Raw genomic sequence first — 16698 nt, 5'->3', positions numbered from 1 at the left:
GTCAGACTCCCTCGTCCGCGGACGTGCCGGCCCGCGCCAGGTAGTCGCGGGTGGCGGCGTAGGCGCGGTCGATCCGCTCCGGTACGCCGGAGAAGTCGCGGTAGCGCAGGTTCCGCAGGTCGCCGGCCGCCGGCGGGCCCTGGTCGGACGAGGGCAGCACGTGCAGCGTGACGCCCGGCGGCAGGGCGGCCAGGTCGGCGGCGAAGCGGTGTCGCCGGGCGATCTCGAAGGAGACCAGCGCGACCTCCCACGGCCGGGTCGGTGGGCGCAGCGGCCGGTCGATCCGCCCGACGTGCAGCACGTAGATCGTGTCGGCGCCGAGCGCGACCGCACGGCCGACCGGGATGCTGTGCACCAGTCCCCCGTCCAGGTAGTGCTCACCGCCGAGCTCGACCGGTGGCAGCAGCCCGGGCACCGCGCAGGACGCGAGCACCGCGTCGACCAGCGGGCCCTCGGCGAACCACTGCTCGGCGGCCCGCTCGATGCTGGCCGCGACACACTGGAAGGGCACGCGCAGCTCGGCGAAGGTCGTCGCCGGAAGGTGCGCCTCGAGCAGCTCCCGCAGCGGCTCCCGCGGGTGCAGGTGGGTGCGGGTCCGCACCAGGGTCCCCACCCGGGCCAGCACGGACCCGGCGAAGATCCGCTGCGAGGCCAGCTCCTCCCACACCGCGCGCAGCCGGTCCACCGCGCTCGGCGCCGGGTCGGCGGCGACGAGTGCGCCGTTGATCGCGCCCACCGACGTGCCCACGATCAGGTCCGGCCGGACCCGGTGCTCGAACAGCGCCCGCAGCATCCCGACCTCGGCCGCGCCGAGCACTCCCCCGCCACCGAGGACGAACGCCGTGCCGCCCCGCCCGGCGGGCACCGGCGTCGATGCCATGGCCGCATCGTGCCACCCGCGGCCCGGCCGGGCGCTACCCGGGATCCGCTGCCAGCCGGATGAGGTCGACGACCCCCGGGCCGGCGGCGCGGCGGCCGGCGGCGAGAAAGGACTCCCGGATGACCTCGTGCAACCGCTCGCGGGCCATCATGTCGTTGCCCATGACCCGTTGCTCGGCGGCGCCGGGCGCGAAGACGACGGTCCGGACGCCCTCGGCCTCCAGCGCCCGGACCTCCCGGTCCAGCAGGCGGCCGGAGTGCCAGCGGGCCGCGGCGTAGACGTCGGGCCGCCGTCCGACCGACCCGCTCATGGGCGAGATGACGATGACGACGTCGAGGCGGAGCCCCCGCAGGACGGCCGCGTTCGTCGGGGAGTGCACGCCGCCGTCGACGTAGCTGCGCCCGTCGATCCGGACGGGGGCGAAGTGGCCGGGCACCGCGCACGAGGCGGCCACGGCCAGGTGGATGGGCACCGGCGGGGTGCCGGGACGGCCGAACACGACGCGGCGCCCGTCCCGCCGGCGGACCGCGCAGATCCACAGCGGGGGCTCCGGCCACTCCGGGTTCTCGAGCTCGCGCAGGGCGGCCAGCTGTTCCTGGATGTCGTGCCGTCCCGGCGGCAGCAGGGCCATCCCGGCGGCCAGCGGCCGGAACTGCCCCGGCCGGGTGAGCGCCCGCTTCAGCATGTGCCGGCCCGGCAGCCGTCCCGGGCGCAGCAGGCTGAGCGGGCGGAACGGGGCCAGGGCGGGCACCGGCGTCCCGGCGACCTGCCGCATCACGCCGCCCTCGTCGGACAGCGGCGCCTTGACCGTCCAGGCGGCGAGGTCCTCGGCCGAGACGCCGAGCCGCAGCAGGGTGCCGGTGATCGAGCCGGCCGAGGTGCCGACGATGACCTCGGCCGTGCGCCCGTCGAAGCCGAGGTCGTGCTCCAGCACCGCCAGCACGCCCGAGTGGTAGGCCTGCCCGACGACGCCCCCGGCGCCCAGGACCAGGCCGACGCGAGTCACGCGCCGAGCGTGGCACGCGGCACCAGCCGCCGCCCGGGCTCCCCGCCGGACGCCGCCGCCCGGCGGGGACGGCGTTCCCCCACCGACGTGCTCACCTGGTGGTGATCAGCAGGGGCAGCCCCTCGTAGCCCTCCAGCCAGACGGGGAAGCTGTTCAGGTCGTCCACCGTCCCGATCTCGTCCTCGGTGAAGAGGTTGAGCACCCGGGCGCCGGCCGGGAGGTGCTCCGACCGCACGGTGCCCGCGATCGGCTCGCCGCCGAAGTTCAGCACCGTGACCTGCACGAGCCCGTTCTCGATCGCGTGGACCATGACCAGCATCGACCGGTGGGAGACGTCGGGGACGTCGACCTGGGCGCCCTTGGCGATGCCGTACCGGTTCCGGACCGCGATGATCCGGCCCAGGGACCGGGCGAAGGAGTTGTCGTCCTCGAGCTGCTCGGGGAGCGTCCCGTAGAGCGTCCGGCCCACGGGCATCCCGGAGTCCGACCGCTGCGTGCCCGGCGCGAAGGCCATCAGGTCGTGCGCCCCACGGTTGATCCAGCGGGTGTCCCCCTCGGCGATGAGGGAGGCGACCTGGTCGGCCTCGAGCGGGAGCATGCCGACGAGGTCCCACCCGGAGAGCGCGAAGACGCCCGGCTGCAGCGCGTTGTACATCGCCAGCAGCAGGTGGACCCGCTTGACCAGTTCCGCGTCGTCGTGGGTCATCCGGTCCAGGTCCCGGATGCCGAGCGTGGCGGTGATGACGCTGGCCGTCGTGCAGGCGATGCCGTTGGTGGTGAACGTGCGGTTGTACGGCGCCCACGTCCCGGTCAGCCGGTCGCACAGGTCCATGCGGACGCGGTGTCCGACCTCGTGCCCGGTGAGCTCCTCGCCGCCGTAGGGGAAGAGGTCGTCCTTGTGCCGGGTCGAGAAGTGGACGAGCTCGTGCGTCAGCTCGTCGTGGTTCTGCAGCGCGTGGACCAGGGATGCCGAGTCGATGCCCATGCCCAGGGAGGTGTTGAGCGCCAGCCGGAGGAACTCGGTGTTGGCCGTGACCAGCGCGTGGTGGTACGCGGGCCGGGTGATGAAGTCGTAGGACAGGTCGGCCCCGGACTCACCCATCGCCTTCACGTCGTCCATCGCCAGGTTCAGCTCCTGGAACGTGAAGCCGCCCATCTTGCGCACCATGCTGGCGATGAAGTGGTTCGCGGCCTCGGACAGCGGGTGGCCCTCCGACCAGGCCGGCAGCCCCTCCGCGCTCTTCTCCACGCCGAGGAAGCCGTTGGCGTCCAGGCGGAGGGCCCCCGAACCGAGGTCCGCGATGGAGTGGGCGGCGTCGCCGATGACCAGTCGCATGCCGGCGAACGAGGGATCGAGCCAGTTGATGGAGGGCTGACCGGCCTTGAAGTAGTGCAGGTAGACCCAGCGCCGCTCCACCCCGTCCACCCCCCTGACCGGTCGGGTGGCGCTCCAGTTGGTCTCCTTGACGCCGGGCTCGTAGAAGATGACCCGCTGCAGCTCGCCGATGATGTACCCCGCCCGGGCCAGCGCGGCCTCGGCCTTGGCGTCGATGTTCACCGAGTCGCGCCCCTGCGGGACGTCGGGCAGCAGGTGCCAGTCGGGCGGCTCGATCTGCACCATGTGGTAGATGCCCGGGAAGTCCTTGACGGCCATCTCGGCGAGCCGGAAGTCCGCGCCCTTCCCGGTGTGACCCGGGACGATGTCGTCGATGACCACGCCGCCGTGCGCGGCCGCCGTCACGGTCAGCGTCCGGAAGTCCTCCTCGCTGCCGAAGGCCGGGTCGATCTGCATGCTGATGCGGTCGAAGTGCCCGTCGACCGACGGCGTCGGGTGCCACCCGTTCAGGCCACCGGCGATCTTGACCGGACCGGTGTGGACGGCGGTGATCCCGATCTGGTCGAAGGCGTCCCAGAGCTGCTCGTCCCCGAGGCTGGCCAGATAGCTCTTGCCGGGCGCGGTGATGAAGGAGATGGGATAGGCGGTGAACCAGACCGGCGCCCGGTCGACGGCCATGCGGGGGTTGGGGCTGGCGTACGGGTTCTGCCACATGCTGCCCTGCCCCGACAGCTGGGAGGCGATCGCGTTCGCGTCCCGCAGCATGGAGTGCTCCTCGAGCCACTCCACGTACTCGTGGTTCTCGGCGACCGGCTCGCCGTTCATGCCCTCGGGCCGAGCGGTCCGGACGAAGCGCCGGACGGAGGGCCGCAGCGGGCGGGGACGTGCCGGGTAGTACTGCTCGTCGTAGGTGATCTCGCTGGGTTCGGGAGCGGCCCGCTCGGTCATGAGAACTCCCAACTGCTGAGGGGCGGAGGCGGTCCTGGGTCGCCGCGCCGGCCTGCGTGCCCCCGGGGCTGCGACATCCGACGATGCCGCATCCGGCGGCACCGGGCGGCGCGGGACGGTCACCGGTCGACTGCCCTCCCGACGCCCCCGGGAAACGACCGGCCGCTCCCCGAGCGGCCCGGCGGCGCGCGGTGCACACCCGTCCCCGGACTAGCGTGGCGTCGTGGCTCCCGTTCCGCTCCGCCCGCCCTGGTTCGGCAACCGCGGCGTGCAGGTGCTCGCCGGCGGCGCGCTGGCCTACAACCTCTGGCAGCTGGTGGTGCTGCTCGTGGACGCGGACTGGGGGCGGGCGTTCCTCAGCTTCGCCTGGTGCGTCCTGTTCGGCTACGTGCTGGTCGAGTCCCTGCGGTTCCGCCGGTACCAGGACGCGACGCGGGACGAGCCGGCCGGGCCCGGCGACTGACCGCTCCCGACCGGCTCAGCCGGGCACGGCCTGCCCGAGCTCGACGGCCAGGCACCGCTGGGCCGCCGGCAGCAGCGCGTCGTAGCAGCGGCGGTAGGCGGCCGCACTCCGCGCGGCGGGCCAGTCCGGTGACAGGAAGCGCGCCGGCAGCCCGGGATCGGCCCGCAGCACCCGCAGCCAGTCCGCGCCGAGCAGCGTCACCTGGCCCAGCGGGTCCTCGTTCTCGGACCACGACCACCAGGTCCGGACGAAGGTCTCGTGCTCCTCCTGGATCCGGTCGACCGGCCAGGCCCGCCGGATGAACCGCTCGACCCGGACGCCGGGCAGCGGCGAGGCGCTGAACCACTCCGCCAGGCCGGCCGCCTCCGACAGCCCGGCGTCGGCGAAGACCGCGCCGACGTCGATGGTGCCCGGCGCGATCCACAGCCCGTCCCGCAGGCCGCCGAAACCCGCCCAGGTGAGCGTGGCCCGCAGCTTGTGCCGCAGGTCGCGCCGGCTCTCGGGCATCGAGTAGCTCAGCAGGGTCCACTGCCCGTCGGGCTGCTCGAACGGTGCGGGGGCGGAGACCCGCTCGTCGGCCTTGCGCACGAGCGCATCGGCCTCCGGCGTGAGCCGGTAGTGCGCGGCCCGGCCGACCTGGATACGCTCCAGCAGCCCCTTGCGCGTCATCCGCGCGAGGGTGGCGCGGGCGGCGGCCTCCGCGACACCGAGCCCGCCGAGCAGCCGCAGGAACACCGACGTCGGGATCGGCGGCAGGTCGCGGCCGCGGACCACGCCACCGAAGAAGCTGAACACCAGTGCCTGGGGCCGGTGACCGTTCGGCGGTGCGGCGGGTTCCTCGCCGGTCGGCTCGGGTACCTCCGCTGCCTCGGCACTCATCCGTGACCCCTCTCCGGACGCGTGCGGCCACGCGCCCGCAACACGTCCAACGTTAGACGGGCGCTTGACGCGCGTCACGCCTACTTCTACCTTCCCCCTGATGCGCAGCACGACTCGTCGGCTGCGCGTCCCCGGCTCTGCGCGCACGGTCCGCTCCCTCCACCCCTCCGGCGGAAGGCCCCTCGTGGTTCATGGTCCCGCGGGCCCGGCGGGTGGTCGACGACCTGCCGATGACCGCCTCCACCACGATCCAGCGGGCCGAGCTGCGCCGGATGGCCGCGGCCGACCCGGCGCTGCAGCCGACGGCCACCTCGTGACCTCCGCGCTGCTGACCGGCCTCCTGGACGACATGGCCCAGGAGGCCGGGGAGCTGGACGGGCTCGTCGCGGGCCTGCCGGCCGCCGGGTGGGCCACCCCCACCCCCGCGGCCGGCTGGACCGTCGCCCACCAGATCGCCCACCTCGCCTGGACCGACGAGGTCGCCCTGCGGGCGGCGACGGAGCCCGAGCGGTTCCGGGCCGACCGGGACGCCGCCGGGCCGGACGTCGCCAAGGAGGTGGAGCCTGCGGCCCAGGCCGGTGCGGCCGCCCCACCGGCCGAGCTGCTGGACCGGTGGCGGACGGCGCGCGCCGCGCTCGCGACGGCCCTGGCCGCCCTCCCGCCCGGCGCGGCGCTCCCCTGGTTCGGGCCCGGACATGAGCGCGGCGTCCATGGCGACGGCCCGGCTCATGGAGACCTGGGCGCACGGCGTCGACGTCCGCGACGCCCTCGGGCGGGCCACTCCCGCCACGCCGCGGCTGCGGGCCGTCGCGCACCTGGGCGTGCGCACCCGCGACTTCGCCTTCCGCCAGCACGGCCAGCCGCCCCCCGGCGAGGAGTTCCGGGTCGAGCTGACCGGCCCGGACGGCGACCTCTGGACGTGGGGCCCGGTCGAGGCGGCCCAGCGGGTCACCGGACCGGCCCTCGACTTCTGCCTGCGCGTCACCCAGCGCCGGCACCGCGCCGACCTGCACCTGCGCGCCGACGGTGCCGACGCCGACCGGTGGCTCGACGTCGCCCAGGCCTTCGCCGGACCACCCGGACCCGGCCGCCCGGCCGGAGCCCCCGCCCGCCCCTGACCGCCGTCCCGCGGACAGCGCACCACCGCGCCCGCCACCCGGCGGGCCGCGTCCCAGGTAGAGGAGTACCGCAGTGGATCTCTCCGGCAAGGTCGCCATCGTCACCGGCAGCGGACGGGGCCTCGGCCTCGCCTACGCCACCGAGCTCGCCCGCAGCGGAGCTGCGGTCGTCGTCAACGACGTCGACGCCGCAGTCGCCGAGGCCGCCGTCGCCGCCATCACCGGCGCCGGCGGCACCGCCGTCGCCGAGGTCGTCCCGGTCGGCACCTCCGAGGCCGCGCAGGCGCTGGTCGACCGGGCGGTGAGCGAGTTCGGGCGGCTGGACGTCCTGGTCAACAACGCCGGCATCCTGCGCGACGCCACGCTCTGGAAGATGACCGACGAGGCCTTCGACGCGGTCATCGCCACCCACCTGCGCGGCACCTTCACCTGCACCCGCGCCGCCGCCATCCGCATGCGCGAGCAGGGCGACGGCGGCCGGATCATCTGCATCGGCTCCCCCACCGGCCAGGTCGGCAACTTCGGCCAGACCAACTACGCCGCGGCCAAGGCCGGCATCGTCGGCATGGTCCGCACCTGGGCCATGGAGCTGGCCCGCGCCCAGATCACCGTCAACGCCGTCGTCCCGGTCGCCGCCACGGCCATGACCGAGACCGTGCCGTTCGTGCAGCCCTACATCGAGAAGCTCAAGGCCGGCGAGCCCCTGCCGTCCTACGCGCGCAAGCAGCTGGGCTTCGGCACCCCGGAGGACGCCGCCGGCGTCGTCGCCTTCCTCGCCTCCGACGCCGCCGCCGGCATCAGCGGCCAGGCCATCGGGATCGGCGGTGACCGGCTGGCGCTGTGGTCCCACCCGGCCGAGGTCGTCGTCGAGTTCGCCGACGGCACCGGCTGGTCGGCCGACGCCATCGCGGCCATCTGGCCGGACACGTACGCCTCCGCCCAGCAGACCGTCGGCCAGCAGTTCGAGCCCCCGGCCGAGGGCGAGGCCACCCGGTGACGGCCCTGGACCTCGACGCGCTGGTCGCCATCGACGTGCACGTGCACGTCCACGCCGACCTGCACGGCCACCTGGCCCTGGACGACGAGCTCAACACCGCGGCCGCCCAGTACTTCAAGGGCGACCCGTACGACCCCACCGTGCACGACATCGCCGCCGACTACCGCGACAAGCAGATGGCCGCCGTCATCTTCACCGTGGACGCCGAGGCCGCGACCGGGCACATGACGCTGTCCAACGAGGAGATCGCCGAGGCCGCCGCGCAGCACGCCGACGTGCTGATCCCGTTCGGCTCGATCGACCCGGCCCGTGGCAGGGCCGGGGTGCGGCTGGCCCGGACGCTGGTGGAGGAGCACGGGGTCCGCGGCTTCAAGTTCCACCCCAGCCTGCAGGACTTCCAGCCCCACGACCGGCGGGTCTACCCGCTCTACGAGGAGCTGCAGTCCCTCGGGGTGCCGGCGCTGTTCCACACCGGCCAGACCGGCATCGGCTCCGGGCTCCCCGGCGGCCGCGGCATCAAACTGCGCTACTCCGACCCGATGCTGCTCGACGACGTCGCCGCCGACTTCCCCGGCCTGACGATCATCATGGCCCACCCCTCGGTGCCCTGGCAGGACGCCGCCATCTCCGTCGCCCAGCACAAGGCCAACGTCTACATCGACCTCTCCGGCTGGTCGCCCAAGTACTTCCCGCCGCAGCTGGTCCGCGCCGCCAACACCCTGCTCAAGAAGAAGGTGCTGTTCGGCTCCGACTACCCGCTGCTGCGGCCCGAGCGCTGGATCCGCGACTTCGAGCAGCTCGAGATCCGGGACGAGGTCAGGCCGCTGGTGATGAAGGAGAACGCCATCAGAGCGCTGGGTCTGCGCTGACGTCCGGCGCCGGCACCCAGCGGGACCGGGCGACGGCGGCCACGGCGGTCAGGACGGTCGCGAGGACGGCGGCCACGGCGAAGATGACGGTGAACCGGCCCGCGTCGACCAGGTCGGCCAGGGCGACCGCGGCCACCGAGCTGCCGGCGAACAGGGCCCCGGCGAAGCACGCCACCACCAGGGCCCGGGCCGCCGGGAGGACCTCGGTCGCCCAGGTCTGCAGCGACGTGTGCAACGCCGTCCAGGTCAGGCCCAGCAGGCCGGCGCCCGTGGCCGCCGTCCCGACGTCCTGCGAGACGGCCAGCAGCGCGCAGCCGAGGACCGCGAGCGCGCCGCCTGCCACGATCAGCCGCCAGGGGTGCCAGGTGCGCGACAGGCGCCCCACCACCGCGGACCCGACCAGCACCGCGGCGCCGTACACGGCGGTCGCCACGCCGGCGAGCGAGAGCGAGGCGCCGCCGGCGTGGGCGGCGACCGGGACGAGGGTCAGGACGCCGATGAGCACGGCCCCCTCGGTGAACGCCAGCCCCAGCACCAGGAGCGCGGGCCGGGACCGGGCGATCCGGCGCACCGACTCCAGCGGCGACGTCCGGGCGCGACCGGTCCGCGGCTCGGGCAGGGAGCGCAGCACCCAGACCAGCACCAGCGCACCGACGCCGGTGGCGAGGAAGGCCGCGCGCCAGGAGAACCGGTCGGCGAGGACGCCCGCCCCCGCGGACGCGACCGCCGTGCCGACCGCCACGCCGACCATCAACCGCGCGATCGCGTGCTGCCGCGCGCCCGCGGGCACGGTGTCACCGAGGTAGATCAGGCAGGAGGGGTAGGCCGCGCCGAAGAAGCCCCCGGCCAGACCGCGGGTGACGGCCAGGACGGCGACGGAGCCGGACAGGGCCGAGACCGCGGTCAGCAGGCCGGCCAGCAGCAGGGCGACCCGCATCGTCGGCACCCGCCCGAACCGGTCGGCGGCGACGCCCCAGAGCGGCTGGGACAGCCCGTAGACCAGGAAGTAGGCGCCCGCGGCGGCGACCACCGCCGCCACCGGAGCCCGGAGGTCCGCCGCGATGGCCACCAGCATCGGCGCCATCGCGAACCGGTCCAGCGTGCTGACCAGGCCCACGGCCTGGAGCAGCTTCAGCGGCGCGGTGGCCTCTCCCGGCGCGGCTGCCCGTCCCGGCACGGCCGGCCGCCGACGCCGGGTTCGCGCAGGCCGGACCTCTTCCAGGACCCGCTCCTCTCCCGAGATCGGCGACGTCTCGCCCGGATACGACCCTGCCATGCGCAGCCTGGGGATCGCGGATGCGCAGTAGACTGCTCACATGGCCACCCCACAGCTGCCGCCGTTCCACCTCGCCATCCCGGTGCACGACATCGAGGCGGCCCGCCACTTCTACGGTGAGGTCCTCGGTTTCGGCCGGGGTCGCTCCGCCGAGCGCTGGACCGACTGGAACCTCGACGGCCACCAGGTCGTCACGCACCAGGTCGACGGTCACGTCAACGCCGTGGCGGGCACCAACCCGGTCGACGGCCACGACGTGCCGGTGCCGCACTTCGGGCTGGTGCTGGGCGTCGAGCGGTTCCAGGAGCTCGCGCAGCGGCTGACCGACGCGGGCACGCAGTTCGTCATCGAGCCCTACGTCCGCTTCCGGGGCGAGCCCGGCGAGCAGTGGACGATGTTCTTCCTCGACCCCTCCGGCAACGCGCTGGAGTTCAAGGCCTTCGCCGACCTGAGCGCGCTGTTCGCGGTCTGATCCCGTGACGGCCGGGGACCACGACGAGGACGCCGGGGCGCTGACCGGCGAGGGCGAGCTCGCCCGCGACTTCCTCGCGCAGGTCGGTGCCCGCATCCGGGCGCAACGCACCAGCAGCTCCCTCACGGTGCAGCAGCTCGCCGACCGCGCGGGGATCAGCCGCCGGCTGCTCACCCAGATCGAGCTCGGGCAGGCCAACCCCAGCCTCGTCACGGTCACCCGGATCGCCCGCCGGCTGGGCACCGAGTTCACCGAGCTGCTGGACGCCGGCACGTCCGGGTCGCCGATCGAGGTGCACGACACCGGCGTGCACGTCCTCGTGTGGTCGAGCGCGGCGGGCAGTACCGCCCACCTCCTCGAGGCGGCCGCCGGATCCCGGTCGGCCGACCTGTGGCGGTGGCGCCTCGTCCCCGGGGACACCTACCGCGGCCGCGCCGACCCGGCGAGGTCCCAGGAGCTGTTCTACGTGCTGACCGGCGCGCTGACGCTCACCGCCGACGAGCAGCGGGTCGTCGTCCCGGCCGGGGCCTCGAGCCGGCTGCGCAGCGACCGGCCCTACACCTACGGCAACGACGGCGACGTCCCGGTGGAGTTCCTCCGCACCGTCGCCCTGGCCCCCTGACCGTCCCCGCCCGCGGGGTCCTCAGCCCGGATCGGACTCGTGCCCGGCCGGCACGGCCCGGATCAGCCCGCTGTACGCGTCGGCCGCGCGGATCCCGCCGCTGACCACGTCCTGGATCGTGCGCGCGATCGGCATGTGCAGCCCGCGCTCGTCGGCCAGCTCCACCACCGTGGCCACCGTCTTCACCCCCTCGGCGACCATCCGCATCTCGCCGAGCACCTCGTCCAGCGTCCGGCCCAGGCCCAGCTGCTCGCCCACGTGGCGGTTGCGGCTCTGCGGGCTCATGCAGGTGGCGACCAGGTCGCCCATGCCCGCCAGCCCGGCCAGGGTGGCCGCCTCGCCGCCCATGGCCACGGCCAGGGTGGTGAGCTCGGCCAGGCCGCGTGCCATCACCGCCGCGCGGGTGTTGTCACCGACCCCCAGGCCCTGCGCCATGCCGGTGGCGATGGCGACGACGTTCTTGAGCGCACCGCCGATCTCGCAGCCGACCACGTCGTGGTGCGTGTAGACGCGGAACACCCCGCGGCCCACCTCGCGCTGCAGGGCGGCGGCGACGGACAGGTCGGTGGTCGCGATCACGCTGGCCGCCGCCTGGCCGGCCATGATCTCCCGCGCGAGGTTCGGCCCGGTGAGCGCTGCGGCAGGCCGCCCCGGCAGGACCTCCTCGACCACCTGGGTCATGCGCAGGTGGGTGTCGCGCTCGAGCCCCTTGCTCAGGCTCACCACCGGGAACCACGGCGCCAGGTACGGACGGGCCTGCTCGAGGGTGTCCCGGAACGCGCCGGTAGGCACGCCGACGACCAGCAGCTCGGCGTGCCGGGCGGCCTGCTCCAGGTCGGCGGTGGCGCGCAGCCGGGCGGGGAGCCGGGCGCCGGGGAGGTACGCGGCGTTGCTGCGCTGCTCGGTGACCTCGGCCGCCACGTCGGGCTTTCGCGCCCACAGCAGCACCTCGTGGTCCCGCCGGCACAGCAGCGCGGCCACCGTCGTCCCCCACGACCCGGCCCCGAGAACCGTCACCCTCATCGTCGTCCTCCCTCGCGGCCGTCCGGCGACGGCGCACCCCGCGCACACCGATCACCCGGCCCGGACAGGATGGCCCCCGTCCGTCGGGCGAGGTACTCGCCCGACGCGGTTCTCCCGCCGCCGCCGGCCGGCACGTCCCCTACGCTGGGCCCCGGCGTGCCTCACGCCCAACCCCAGACCGGCCCTCCACGCGGGCCGGCACCGCGGGGCAAAGGGGACTGCGAGAGCCTCGAGGTGCCGGTACGGCCCTGGCGTGTGCAGCTCCGGACACCACGGCTGCGGCGGCGGACGGCGCGTGGAGCCGACCACCGCAGCGCGGCCGGGAGAGTCCGACCATGACCACTGCCAAGCAGCTCAAGGCCCGCGTGCGTGCGCGCATGGCCCGCACCGGGGAGCGGTACGCCGTCGCGCGCGCCCACGTCGTCGGTTCGGCGGGCGACGGCGCCGGCCCCGCCGTCGACGCCGGGTGGGCGCTGCGGGGCGGCACCGACCCCGACACCGCGGCCCTCGCGAACGTGCTCGCACACCGCGGTGTCACCGGCCCCGACGGGCCGCTGACCGAGCCGCTGCTGCTCGTCGTCGGCGGCGGCCTCGGCGCCGGCTACATCCTGTGGGAGTTCGCCCACGACGACGGTCGGATCGTCACCCTCGGGTTCACCCACTCGTGGCAGTACTTCGACCGGCGCCTGGCCACGACCGTCGACCGGCTGGGGCTGGACGCCACGTGGGCGCGCACCGGTGGCGCGGCCGGCGCCGCCCGGGCGCTGGCCTCGACGCTGGCCGACGGCGACCCGGCGATCATCTGGCCGGACCGCTACCACGCCGGCTACTGGCACCTGCCGCCCTTCCTCGACGGCGGCGGCGGTCACCCGGTCGTCGCCTACGCCTCGTCGGGTGGGCGGGTGCACGTCGACGACCGCACGCTGGCGCCGCTCACCGTGCCGGTCGCCGACCTCGACCGGGCGCGGGCCCGGGTCGGCAGCTACCGGAACGCCATGCTCGTCGTCCGCTCCACCGGCACCGTCGTGCCGGCCGACCGGCTGCGCGCCGCGGTGCTCGAGGGTCTCCGGGCCACCGTCGACCACCTCGGCGGCAGCTCGACCTCCTTCGCCCTGCCCGCCTGGCGCCGGTGGTCGCGGCTGCTCGTCGACGGCCCGCGCCGCGAAGGGCTGGCCGACGGTGTTCGCCGACGGGCGCGGGCTGCTGAGGGCACTGGCCAGCGTGTGGGAAGCCGTCGAGCCCGCCGGGATGGACGGCGGCCACCTGCGCGGCCTGTTCGCCGACGGGCTGGCGCAGGCCGCCGCGGTGCTGGACGAGCCGGAGTTGGTCGCCGAGGCGCAGCGGTGGCGGGAGATCGCGACGCGCTGGCACGCCCTCGCCGAGACCGCGCTGCCCGACGACGTCCCCACGATCGCCCGGCTCCGCGAGCTCAGTGCGACCGTCACCGGCGCGGTCGCCGAGGGCGACGCGGGCGCCGGGGAACGGGCCACCGCCGCCGAGGAGCTCTGGCGGCTGCGGGCCGAGCACGCCGACGCTCCCCCGCTGGACGGCGACCGCCTCGCCGCGATCCGCGCCGAGATGAGCCGGCACCTCGGCGGGATCCACGATGCCGAGGTCGCGGCGGTGCGCCGGCTCGGCGGCCTGCTCGCCGGCGCCTGACGGAGGTGGGGCGGGCGGGGCCCGTGCGGCCTCCGCCCTCCCCTGTCAGGGGTCGGCCCGCGTGCCGGATCTGCTACATGTCTGCTTGACGGCGACAGGACGGGTGTAGAGGATCCTCCTGCGTTCCCCCTCTTCCCCTTGGCCCGGAGGCCCCGCATGACCCCGATCACAGACGCTGCCCACGCCGACTCGGAAGCGCTGTGGCGCTGGTCGGCCCGGCAGGTGGCGCACGGCGTCGCCACGCGATCGATCTCGGCACGCGAGGTCGTCCAGAGCTGCCTGGACCGCATCGACGCGGTCAACCCGGGGTTGAACGCCCTGGTGGAGGTGCGCCCGGACGAAGCGCTGGCGTGCGCCGCGGAGGCCGACCGGCTGACCGCGTCCGGCGCCGAGCTCGGGCCGCTGCACGGGGTCCCCGTCGCGATCAAGGTGAACTCCGATCAGACCGAGCACGCCACGACCAACGGCGTCGCGGCGTTCAAGGACAACATCGCCTCGACCGACAGCCCGCACGTCGCCAACCTGCGCCGCTCCGGGGCGGTCCTGCTCGGCCGCAGCAACACCCCGGCGTTCTCCTACCGCTGGTTCACCGACAACGACCTGCACGGGCGGACGCTCAACCCGTGGGACGCCTCGCGCACTCCGGGCGGGTCGAGTGGTGGCGCGAGCGCGGCGGTCGCGGCCGGGATGGTGCCGATCGCCCACGGCAACGACATCGGCGGCTCCGTCCGGTACCCGGCCTACGCCTGCGGCCTGGTCGGACTCCGCCCGACCGTGGGCCGGGTGGCCGGGCTCTACGGGCCTGAGGGTGTCGACCCCGCACTGTCGGTGCAGTCGATGCTCGTGCAGGGCCCGCTGACCCGCTCCGTCGGCGACGCCCGCCTGGCGCTCGACGGGCTGACCGGCGACGATCCCCGCGACCCCTTCCACGTGCCGGGCGCGCCCGTGGCGCCGCCGGCCGGACGCCCCCTCCGTGTCGCGCTGGTACGCGACCACGGCGTCGCCACGCCGACGGCGGAGGTCGGCGCCGCGCTGGACCAGGCCGCCGGCTGGCTGACCGATGCCGGCTACGTCGTCGAGGAGGTCGAGCTGCCACTGCTGACCGAGGCCTACCGGCTCTGGTACCTGCTGTGCATGGCGGAGTTCCGCCAGATCATGCCGCTGGTCGAGGAGGTCGGCGACGAGGGCATGCAGCGCGCGGCGGCGGGCTATTACGCCGTCTCCTCCGAGTGGTGGGGCGCTCAGCCCGGGCTGACCGACTACATGAACGGGTACGCCCGGCGGGGCACGCTGATCCGGGTCCTCGCGGAGTTCATGCAGCGCTACTCCACCGTCCTGCTGCCCGTCTCGGCGGAGCAGGCGTTCGAGCAGGACGCCGACATCGCCAGCGTGGAGAGCATGCGGCGGGTGATGGCGGCGCAGGCGTCCATGATGGCGATCCCTGTGCTCGGCTTCCCGGCGCTGTCGGTCCCCACCGGCGTGGCCGGCGGCCTCCCTGTCGGAGTGCAGCTGCTCGGCCGCCGCTTCGACGAGAACGGCATCCTCGACGCCGCAGAGGTGATCGAGGCACGGGCGGGCGTCTTCACGCCCATCGACCCGCGCTGATCGTCGTTCCGGGGGCCACCGTGGCGACAGCGGTGGCCCCCGGGACGGGCGGATGGTGATGCTGCGCACAGTGGGTCCCGTGGGGCGGCGTCGCTCCGGCGCTGGGCCCCGCCTCCCGGGCCGGGGCGCCGTCGGTCGCCACACTCCTCGCATGCGCCTGGCTGTCTGCTCCTCCAAGGGCGGTGTGGGCAAGACGACGACCGCGGCGAACCTCGCCGCCGCACTCGCCCGCCGGAGCCGGGTGCTCGCCGTGGACGTCGACCCGCAGGACAGCTTGGGACGGGCCTTCGGTGTCGTCGCCAAGCGCCCGGACGACAGCCTGGCCGCACTCCTTGAGGACCCGGCGGCCGACGCCCGGGCGGTCATCCGGCACGACGTCGCCCCCGGGCTGGACCTCCTGCCGGCCCACCCGGCGCTGGAGACCGCGGCCGCCCGACTGGCCGGCACGGGTGGCCTCGTCACCAGCGTCCGCCGCGTGCTGCGACCGCTGCTCGGCGACTACGACCACGTCGTGCTCGACACCCGCGGCGACCTGGGCGGCCTCACCCTCGCCGCCCTCTGCGCCGCGGACGCCGTGCTCACCGTCTTCACGAGTGACCCCGGATCGGCCCTCGGGGCCGTCCGGGTCGCGACCTTCCTGGACCAGCAGCGCGCCTACGAGAACACCTCCGCCGTGCTCGTCGGGGTGGCCTGCGCCGTGTGGGACCACCGGGGGCGCGCCGCCCGCGAGGTCGCCGGCGCCCTCGAGGACACCGGGCTGCCGCTGCTCGCGACCCGTGTCCCGCTGTCCCGGCGGGTGCCGACCAGCACGCTCGCCAAGCGACCTGTCGTGCTCTCCCAACCGACCAGCCCGGTCGCGGACGCCTACACGGCGCTCGCGGACGAGGTGCTCGCCGCCGCCGAAAGGGTCCCCGCATGACCACGAAGCCGTCCTCTCCGCCGTCTCCTCGCCCGCGGGCCCTCCAGGACGACCTGCTGGCCGACCTCCGTCAGGCCGCCCCGATGCCCGTGGGGCGGCCGGAGCCGGCGCACCCGGCGTCGGCCCCGGCGCAGCCGTCGTCGGCCCCGGCGCAGCCGTCGGAGACCACGGACCCGCAGACGCCCGTCGTCGACGTCCGGGTGACGCCGTTCCGGTGGTCGGCACCGAGCCTGCGACCCGGCGGTGCCGGCAGGGGTCTGGTCCTCACGGCCGGCCCGGTGCGGATCTCCACCACGGGTCGCGGCCGCTGATCCACACGGGTGTGTCGGCGCGCTGAGCCCGCCGCCTCCGTCGCCTCCAGCCAGTGCGTCCGGAGGTCGGCACGTCGACGTGTCGACAGGTCGTCTCGTGGGGTCGGTCCGGCCTCAGAACGGTGGCGGGTCGTCGGCGGGGCCGGACGTGGGCGGTGTCGTGGCCGCTGCCGGCGGGTCGGGTGGTCGGCGGTCGAGCCCGGGTGGTCGGGTGCTGCGGGTGACTCCCGAGGGTGTGGTGACGTGCAGGGTGCCGTCGGCGTCCATGACGAACCGCCAGCCGCGGGCGTGGGTCTTGAGCCGGTGGTGGCTGCG

At 75.0% G+C, this 16698-nt stretch carries 17 protein-coding genes and 3 pseudogenes; 13 read left to right on the top strand and 7 right to left on the bottom strand.

The annotated features are described in order from the left end of the window. Position 1 precedes the first annotated feature (1 nt). From MY520_RS23205 to treS, 3 genes are all read right to left on the bottom strand, one after another. A complete protein-coding gene (locus MY520_RS23205) occupies positions 2 to 880 on the bottom strand; it encodes a patatin-like phospholipase family protein (RefSeq protein WP_436694947.1) in 879 nt (292 codons plus the stop codon). A 34-nt stretch (positions 881 to 914) separates the two neighbouring features. Beyond that, entirely contained in the window at positions 915 to 1886 is a 972-nt protein-coding gene (locus tag MY520_RS23200; RefSeq protein WP_436694946.1) for a patatin-like phospholipase family protein, read from the bottom strand. Between the two features lie 91 nt (positions 1887 to 1977). After that, positions 1978 to 4170, bottom strand: a complete 2193-nt coding sequence (gene treS, locus MY520_RS23195; RefSeq protein ID WP_436694944.1) for a maltose alpha-D-glucosyltransferase — start codon at positions 4168 to 4170, stop codon at positions 1978 to 1980. A gap of 223 nt (positions 4171 to 4393) precedes the next feature. Here treS and MY520_RS23190 point away from each other — a divergent pair, with 223 nt between their 5' ends. Next, positions 4394 to 4633 (top strand): hypothetical protein, encoded by a 240-nt coding sequence (locus MY520_RS23190; RefSeq protein ID WP_436694943.1) that lies wholly within the window; start codon positions 4394 to 4396, stop codon positions 4631 to 4633. A 15-nt stretch (positions 4634 to 4648) separates the two neighbouring features. On the opposite strand, the gene MY520_RS23185 is transcribed toward MY520_RS23190, so the two are convergent. Continuing rightward, positions 4649 to 5512, bottom strand: a complete 864-nt coding sequence (locus MY520_RS23185; RefSeq protein WP_436694942.1) for a PaaX family transcriptional regulator — start codon at positions 5510 to 5512, stop codon at positions 4649 to 4651. Positions 5513 to 5703: 191 nt separating this feature from the next. On the opposite strand from MY520_RS23185, the gene MY520_RS23180 reads away from it, so the two are divergent. The 5 genes and pseudogenes from MY520_RS23180 (at position 5704) to MY520_RS23160 (ending at position 8496) form a co-directional block, all read left to right on the top strand. Further along, positions 5704 to 5829 (top strand): hypothetical protein, encoded by a 126-nt coding sequence (locus MY520_RS23180; protein WP_436694941.1) that lies wholly within the window; start codon positions 5704 to 5706, stop codon positions 5827 to 5829. A gap of 32 nt (positions 5830 to 5861) precedes the next feature. Beyond that, a pseudogene (locus tag MY520_RS23175) lies at positions 5862 to 6152 on the top strand (maleylpyruvate isomerase N-terminal domain-containing protein); the annotation flags it as partial. A 55-nt stretch (positions 6153 to 6207) separates the two neighbouring features. Next, positions 6208 to 6630, top strand: a complete 423-nt coding sequence (locus MY520_RS23170) for a maleylpyruvate isomerase family mycothiol-dependent enzyme (RefSeq protein ID WP_436694940.1) — start codon at positions 6208 to 6210, stop codon at positions 6628 to 6630. 73 nt (positions 6631 to 6703) lie between these two features. Continuing rightward, positions 6704 to 7627 carry an SDR family oxidoreductase gene (locus MY520_RS23165; protein WP_436694938.1) on the top strand — a complete coding sequence of 308 codons (924 nt, stop codon included), beginning with the start codon at positions 6704 to 6706 and terminating at the stop codon, positions 7625 to 7627. Between the two features lie 5 nt (positions 7628 to 7632). Then, positions 7633 to 8496 (top strand): amidohydrolase family protein, encoded by an 864-nt coding sequence (locus MY520_RS23160; protein WP_436694965.1) that lies wholly within the window; start codon positions 7633 to 7635, stop codon positions 8494 to 8496. Here MY520_RS23160 and MY520_RS23155 read toward each other — a convergent pair. After that, the gene (locus tag MY520_RS23155; RefSeq protein ID WP_436694937.1) at positions 8474 to 9673 is read right to left on the bottom strand and encodes an MFS transporter; all 1200 of its coding nucleotides are present in this window, start codon (positions 9671 to 9673) and stop codon (positions 8474 to 8476) included. The two genes, MY520_RS23160 and MY520_RS23155, sit on opposite strands and share 23 nt — an antisense overlap. A gap of 139 nt (positions 9674 to 9812) precedes the next feature. On the opposite strand from MY520_RS23155, the gene MY520_RS23150 reads away from it, so the two are divergent. Both MY520_RS23150 and MY520_RS23145 read left to right on the top strand, forming a co-directional pair. Continuing rightward, positions 9813 to 10244, top strand: a complete 432-nt coding sequence (locus tag MY520_RS23150; RefSeq protein ID WP_436694936.1) for a VOC family protein — start codon at positions 9813 to 9815, stop codon at positions 10242 to 10244. A gap of 4 nt (positions 10245 to 10248) precedes the next feature. Next, positions 10249 to 10866: a helix-turn-helix domain-containing protein gene (locus tag MY520_RS23145; protein WP_436694935.1), complete on the top strand. Its 618-nt coding sequence runs from the start codon at positions 10249 to 10251 to the stop codon at positions 10864 to 10866. A gap of 21 nt (positions 10867 to 10887) precedes the next feature. Here MY520_RS23145 and MY520_RS23140 read toward each other — a convergent pair whose 3' ends face one another. Continuing rightward, a complete protein-coding gene (locus MY520_RS23140; protein ID WP_436694933.1) occupies positions 10888 to 11889 on the bottom strand; it encodes an NAD(P)H-dependent glycerol-3-phosphate dehydrogenase in 1002 nt (333 codons plus the stop codon). A gap of 335 nt (positions 11890 to 12224) precedes the next feature. Here MY520_RS23140 and MY520_RS23135 point away from each other — a divergent pair. The 5 genes and pseudogenes from MY520_RS23135 to MY520_RS23115 all read left to right on the top strand — a co-directional run. Beyond that, positions 12225 to 12794, top strand: a pseudogene (locus MY520_RS23135) (BtrH N-terminal domain-containing protein); the annotation flags it as partial. Then, complete coding sequence (locus MY520_RS23130; RefSeq protein WP_436694932.1) at positions 12784 to 13548, top strand: DUF4872 domain-containing protein; 765 nt, start codon at positions 12784 to 12786, stop codon at positions 13546 to 13548. The pseudogene MY520_RS23135 and the gene MY520_RS23130, both read left to right, overlap by 11 nt. Positions 13549 to 13704: 156 nt before the next feature. Continuing rightward, on the top strand, positions 13705 to 15153 hold the full coding sequence (locus MY520_RS23125) for an amidase family protein (RefSeq protein WP_436694930.1): 1449 nt from the start codon (positions 13705 to 13707) through the stop codon (positions 15151 to 15153). Between the two features lie 151 nt (positions 15154 to 15304). Further along, the gene (locus MY520_RS23120; protein ID WP_436694928.1) at positions 15305 to 16072 is read left to right on the top strand and encodes a ParA family protein; all 768 of its coding nucleotides are present in this window, start codon (positions 15305 to 15307) and stop codon (positions 16070 to 16072) included. Continuing rightward, entirely contained in the window at positions 16069 to 16383 is a 315-nt protein-coding gene (locus MY520_RS23115) for a hypothetical protein (RefSeq protein WP_436694926.1), read from the top strand. The genes MY520_RS23120 and MY520_RS23115 overlap by 4 nt, the downstream gene beginning before the upstream one ends. Before the next feature lie 114 nt (positions 16384 to 16497). On the opposite strand, the pseudogene MY520_RS23110 reads toward MY520_RS23115, so the two are convergent. After that, positions 16498 to 16698 (bottom strand): annotated as a pseudogene (locus MY520_RS23110) (HNH endonuclease); the annotation flags it as partial.

The organism is Geodermatophilus sp. CPCC 205506 (assembly GCF_051383635.1).
Classification (GTDB): domain Bacteria; phylum Actinomycetota; class Actinomycetes; order Mycobacteriales; family Geodermatophilaceae; genus Geodermatophilus.
Note: the sequence above shows the minus strand (reverse complement) of the source record. Positions and strands in the feature narration are given on the sequence as shown.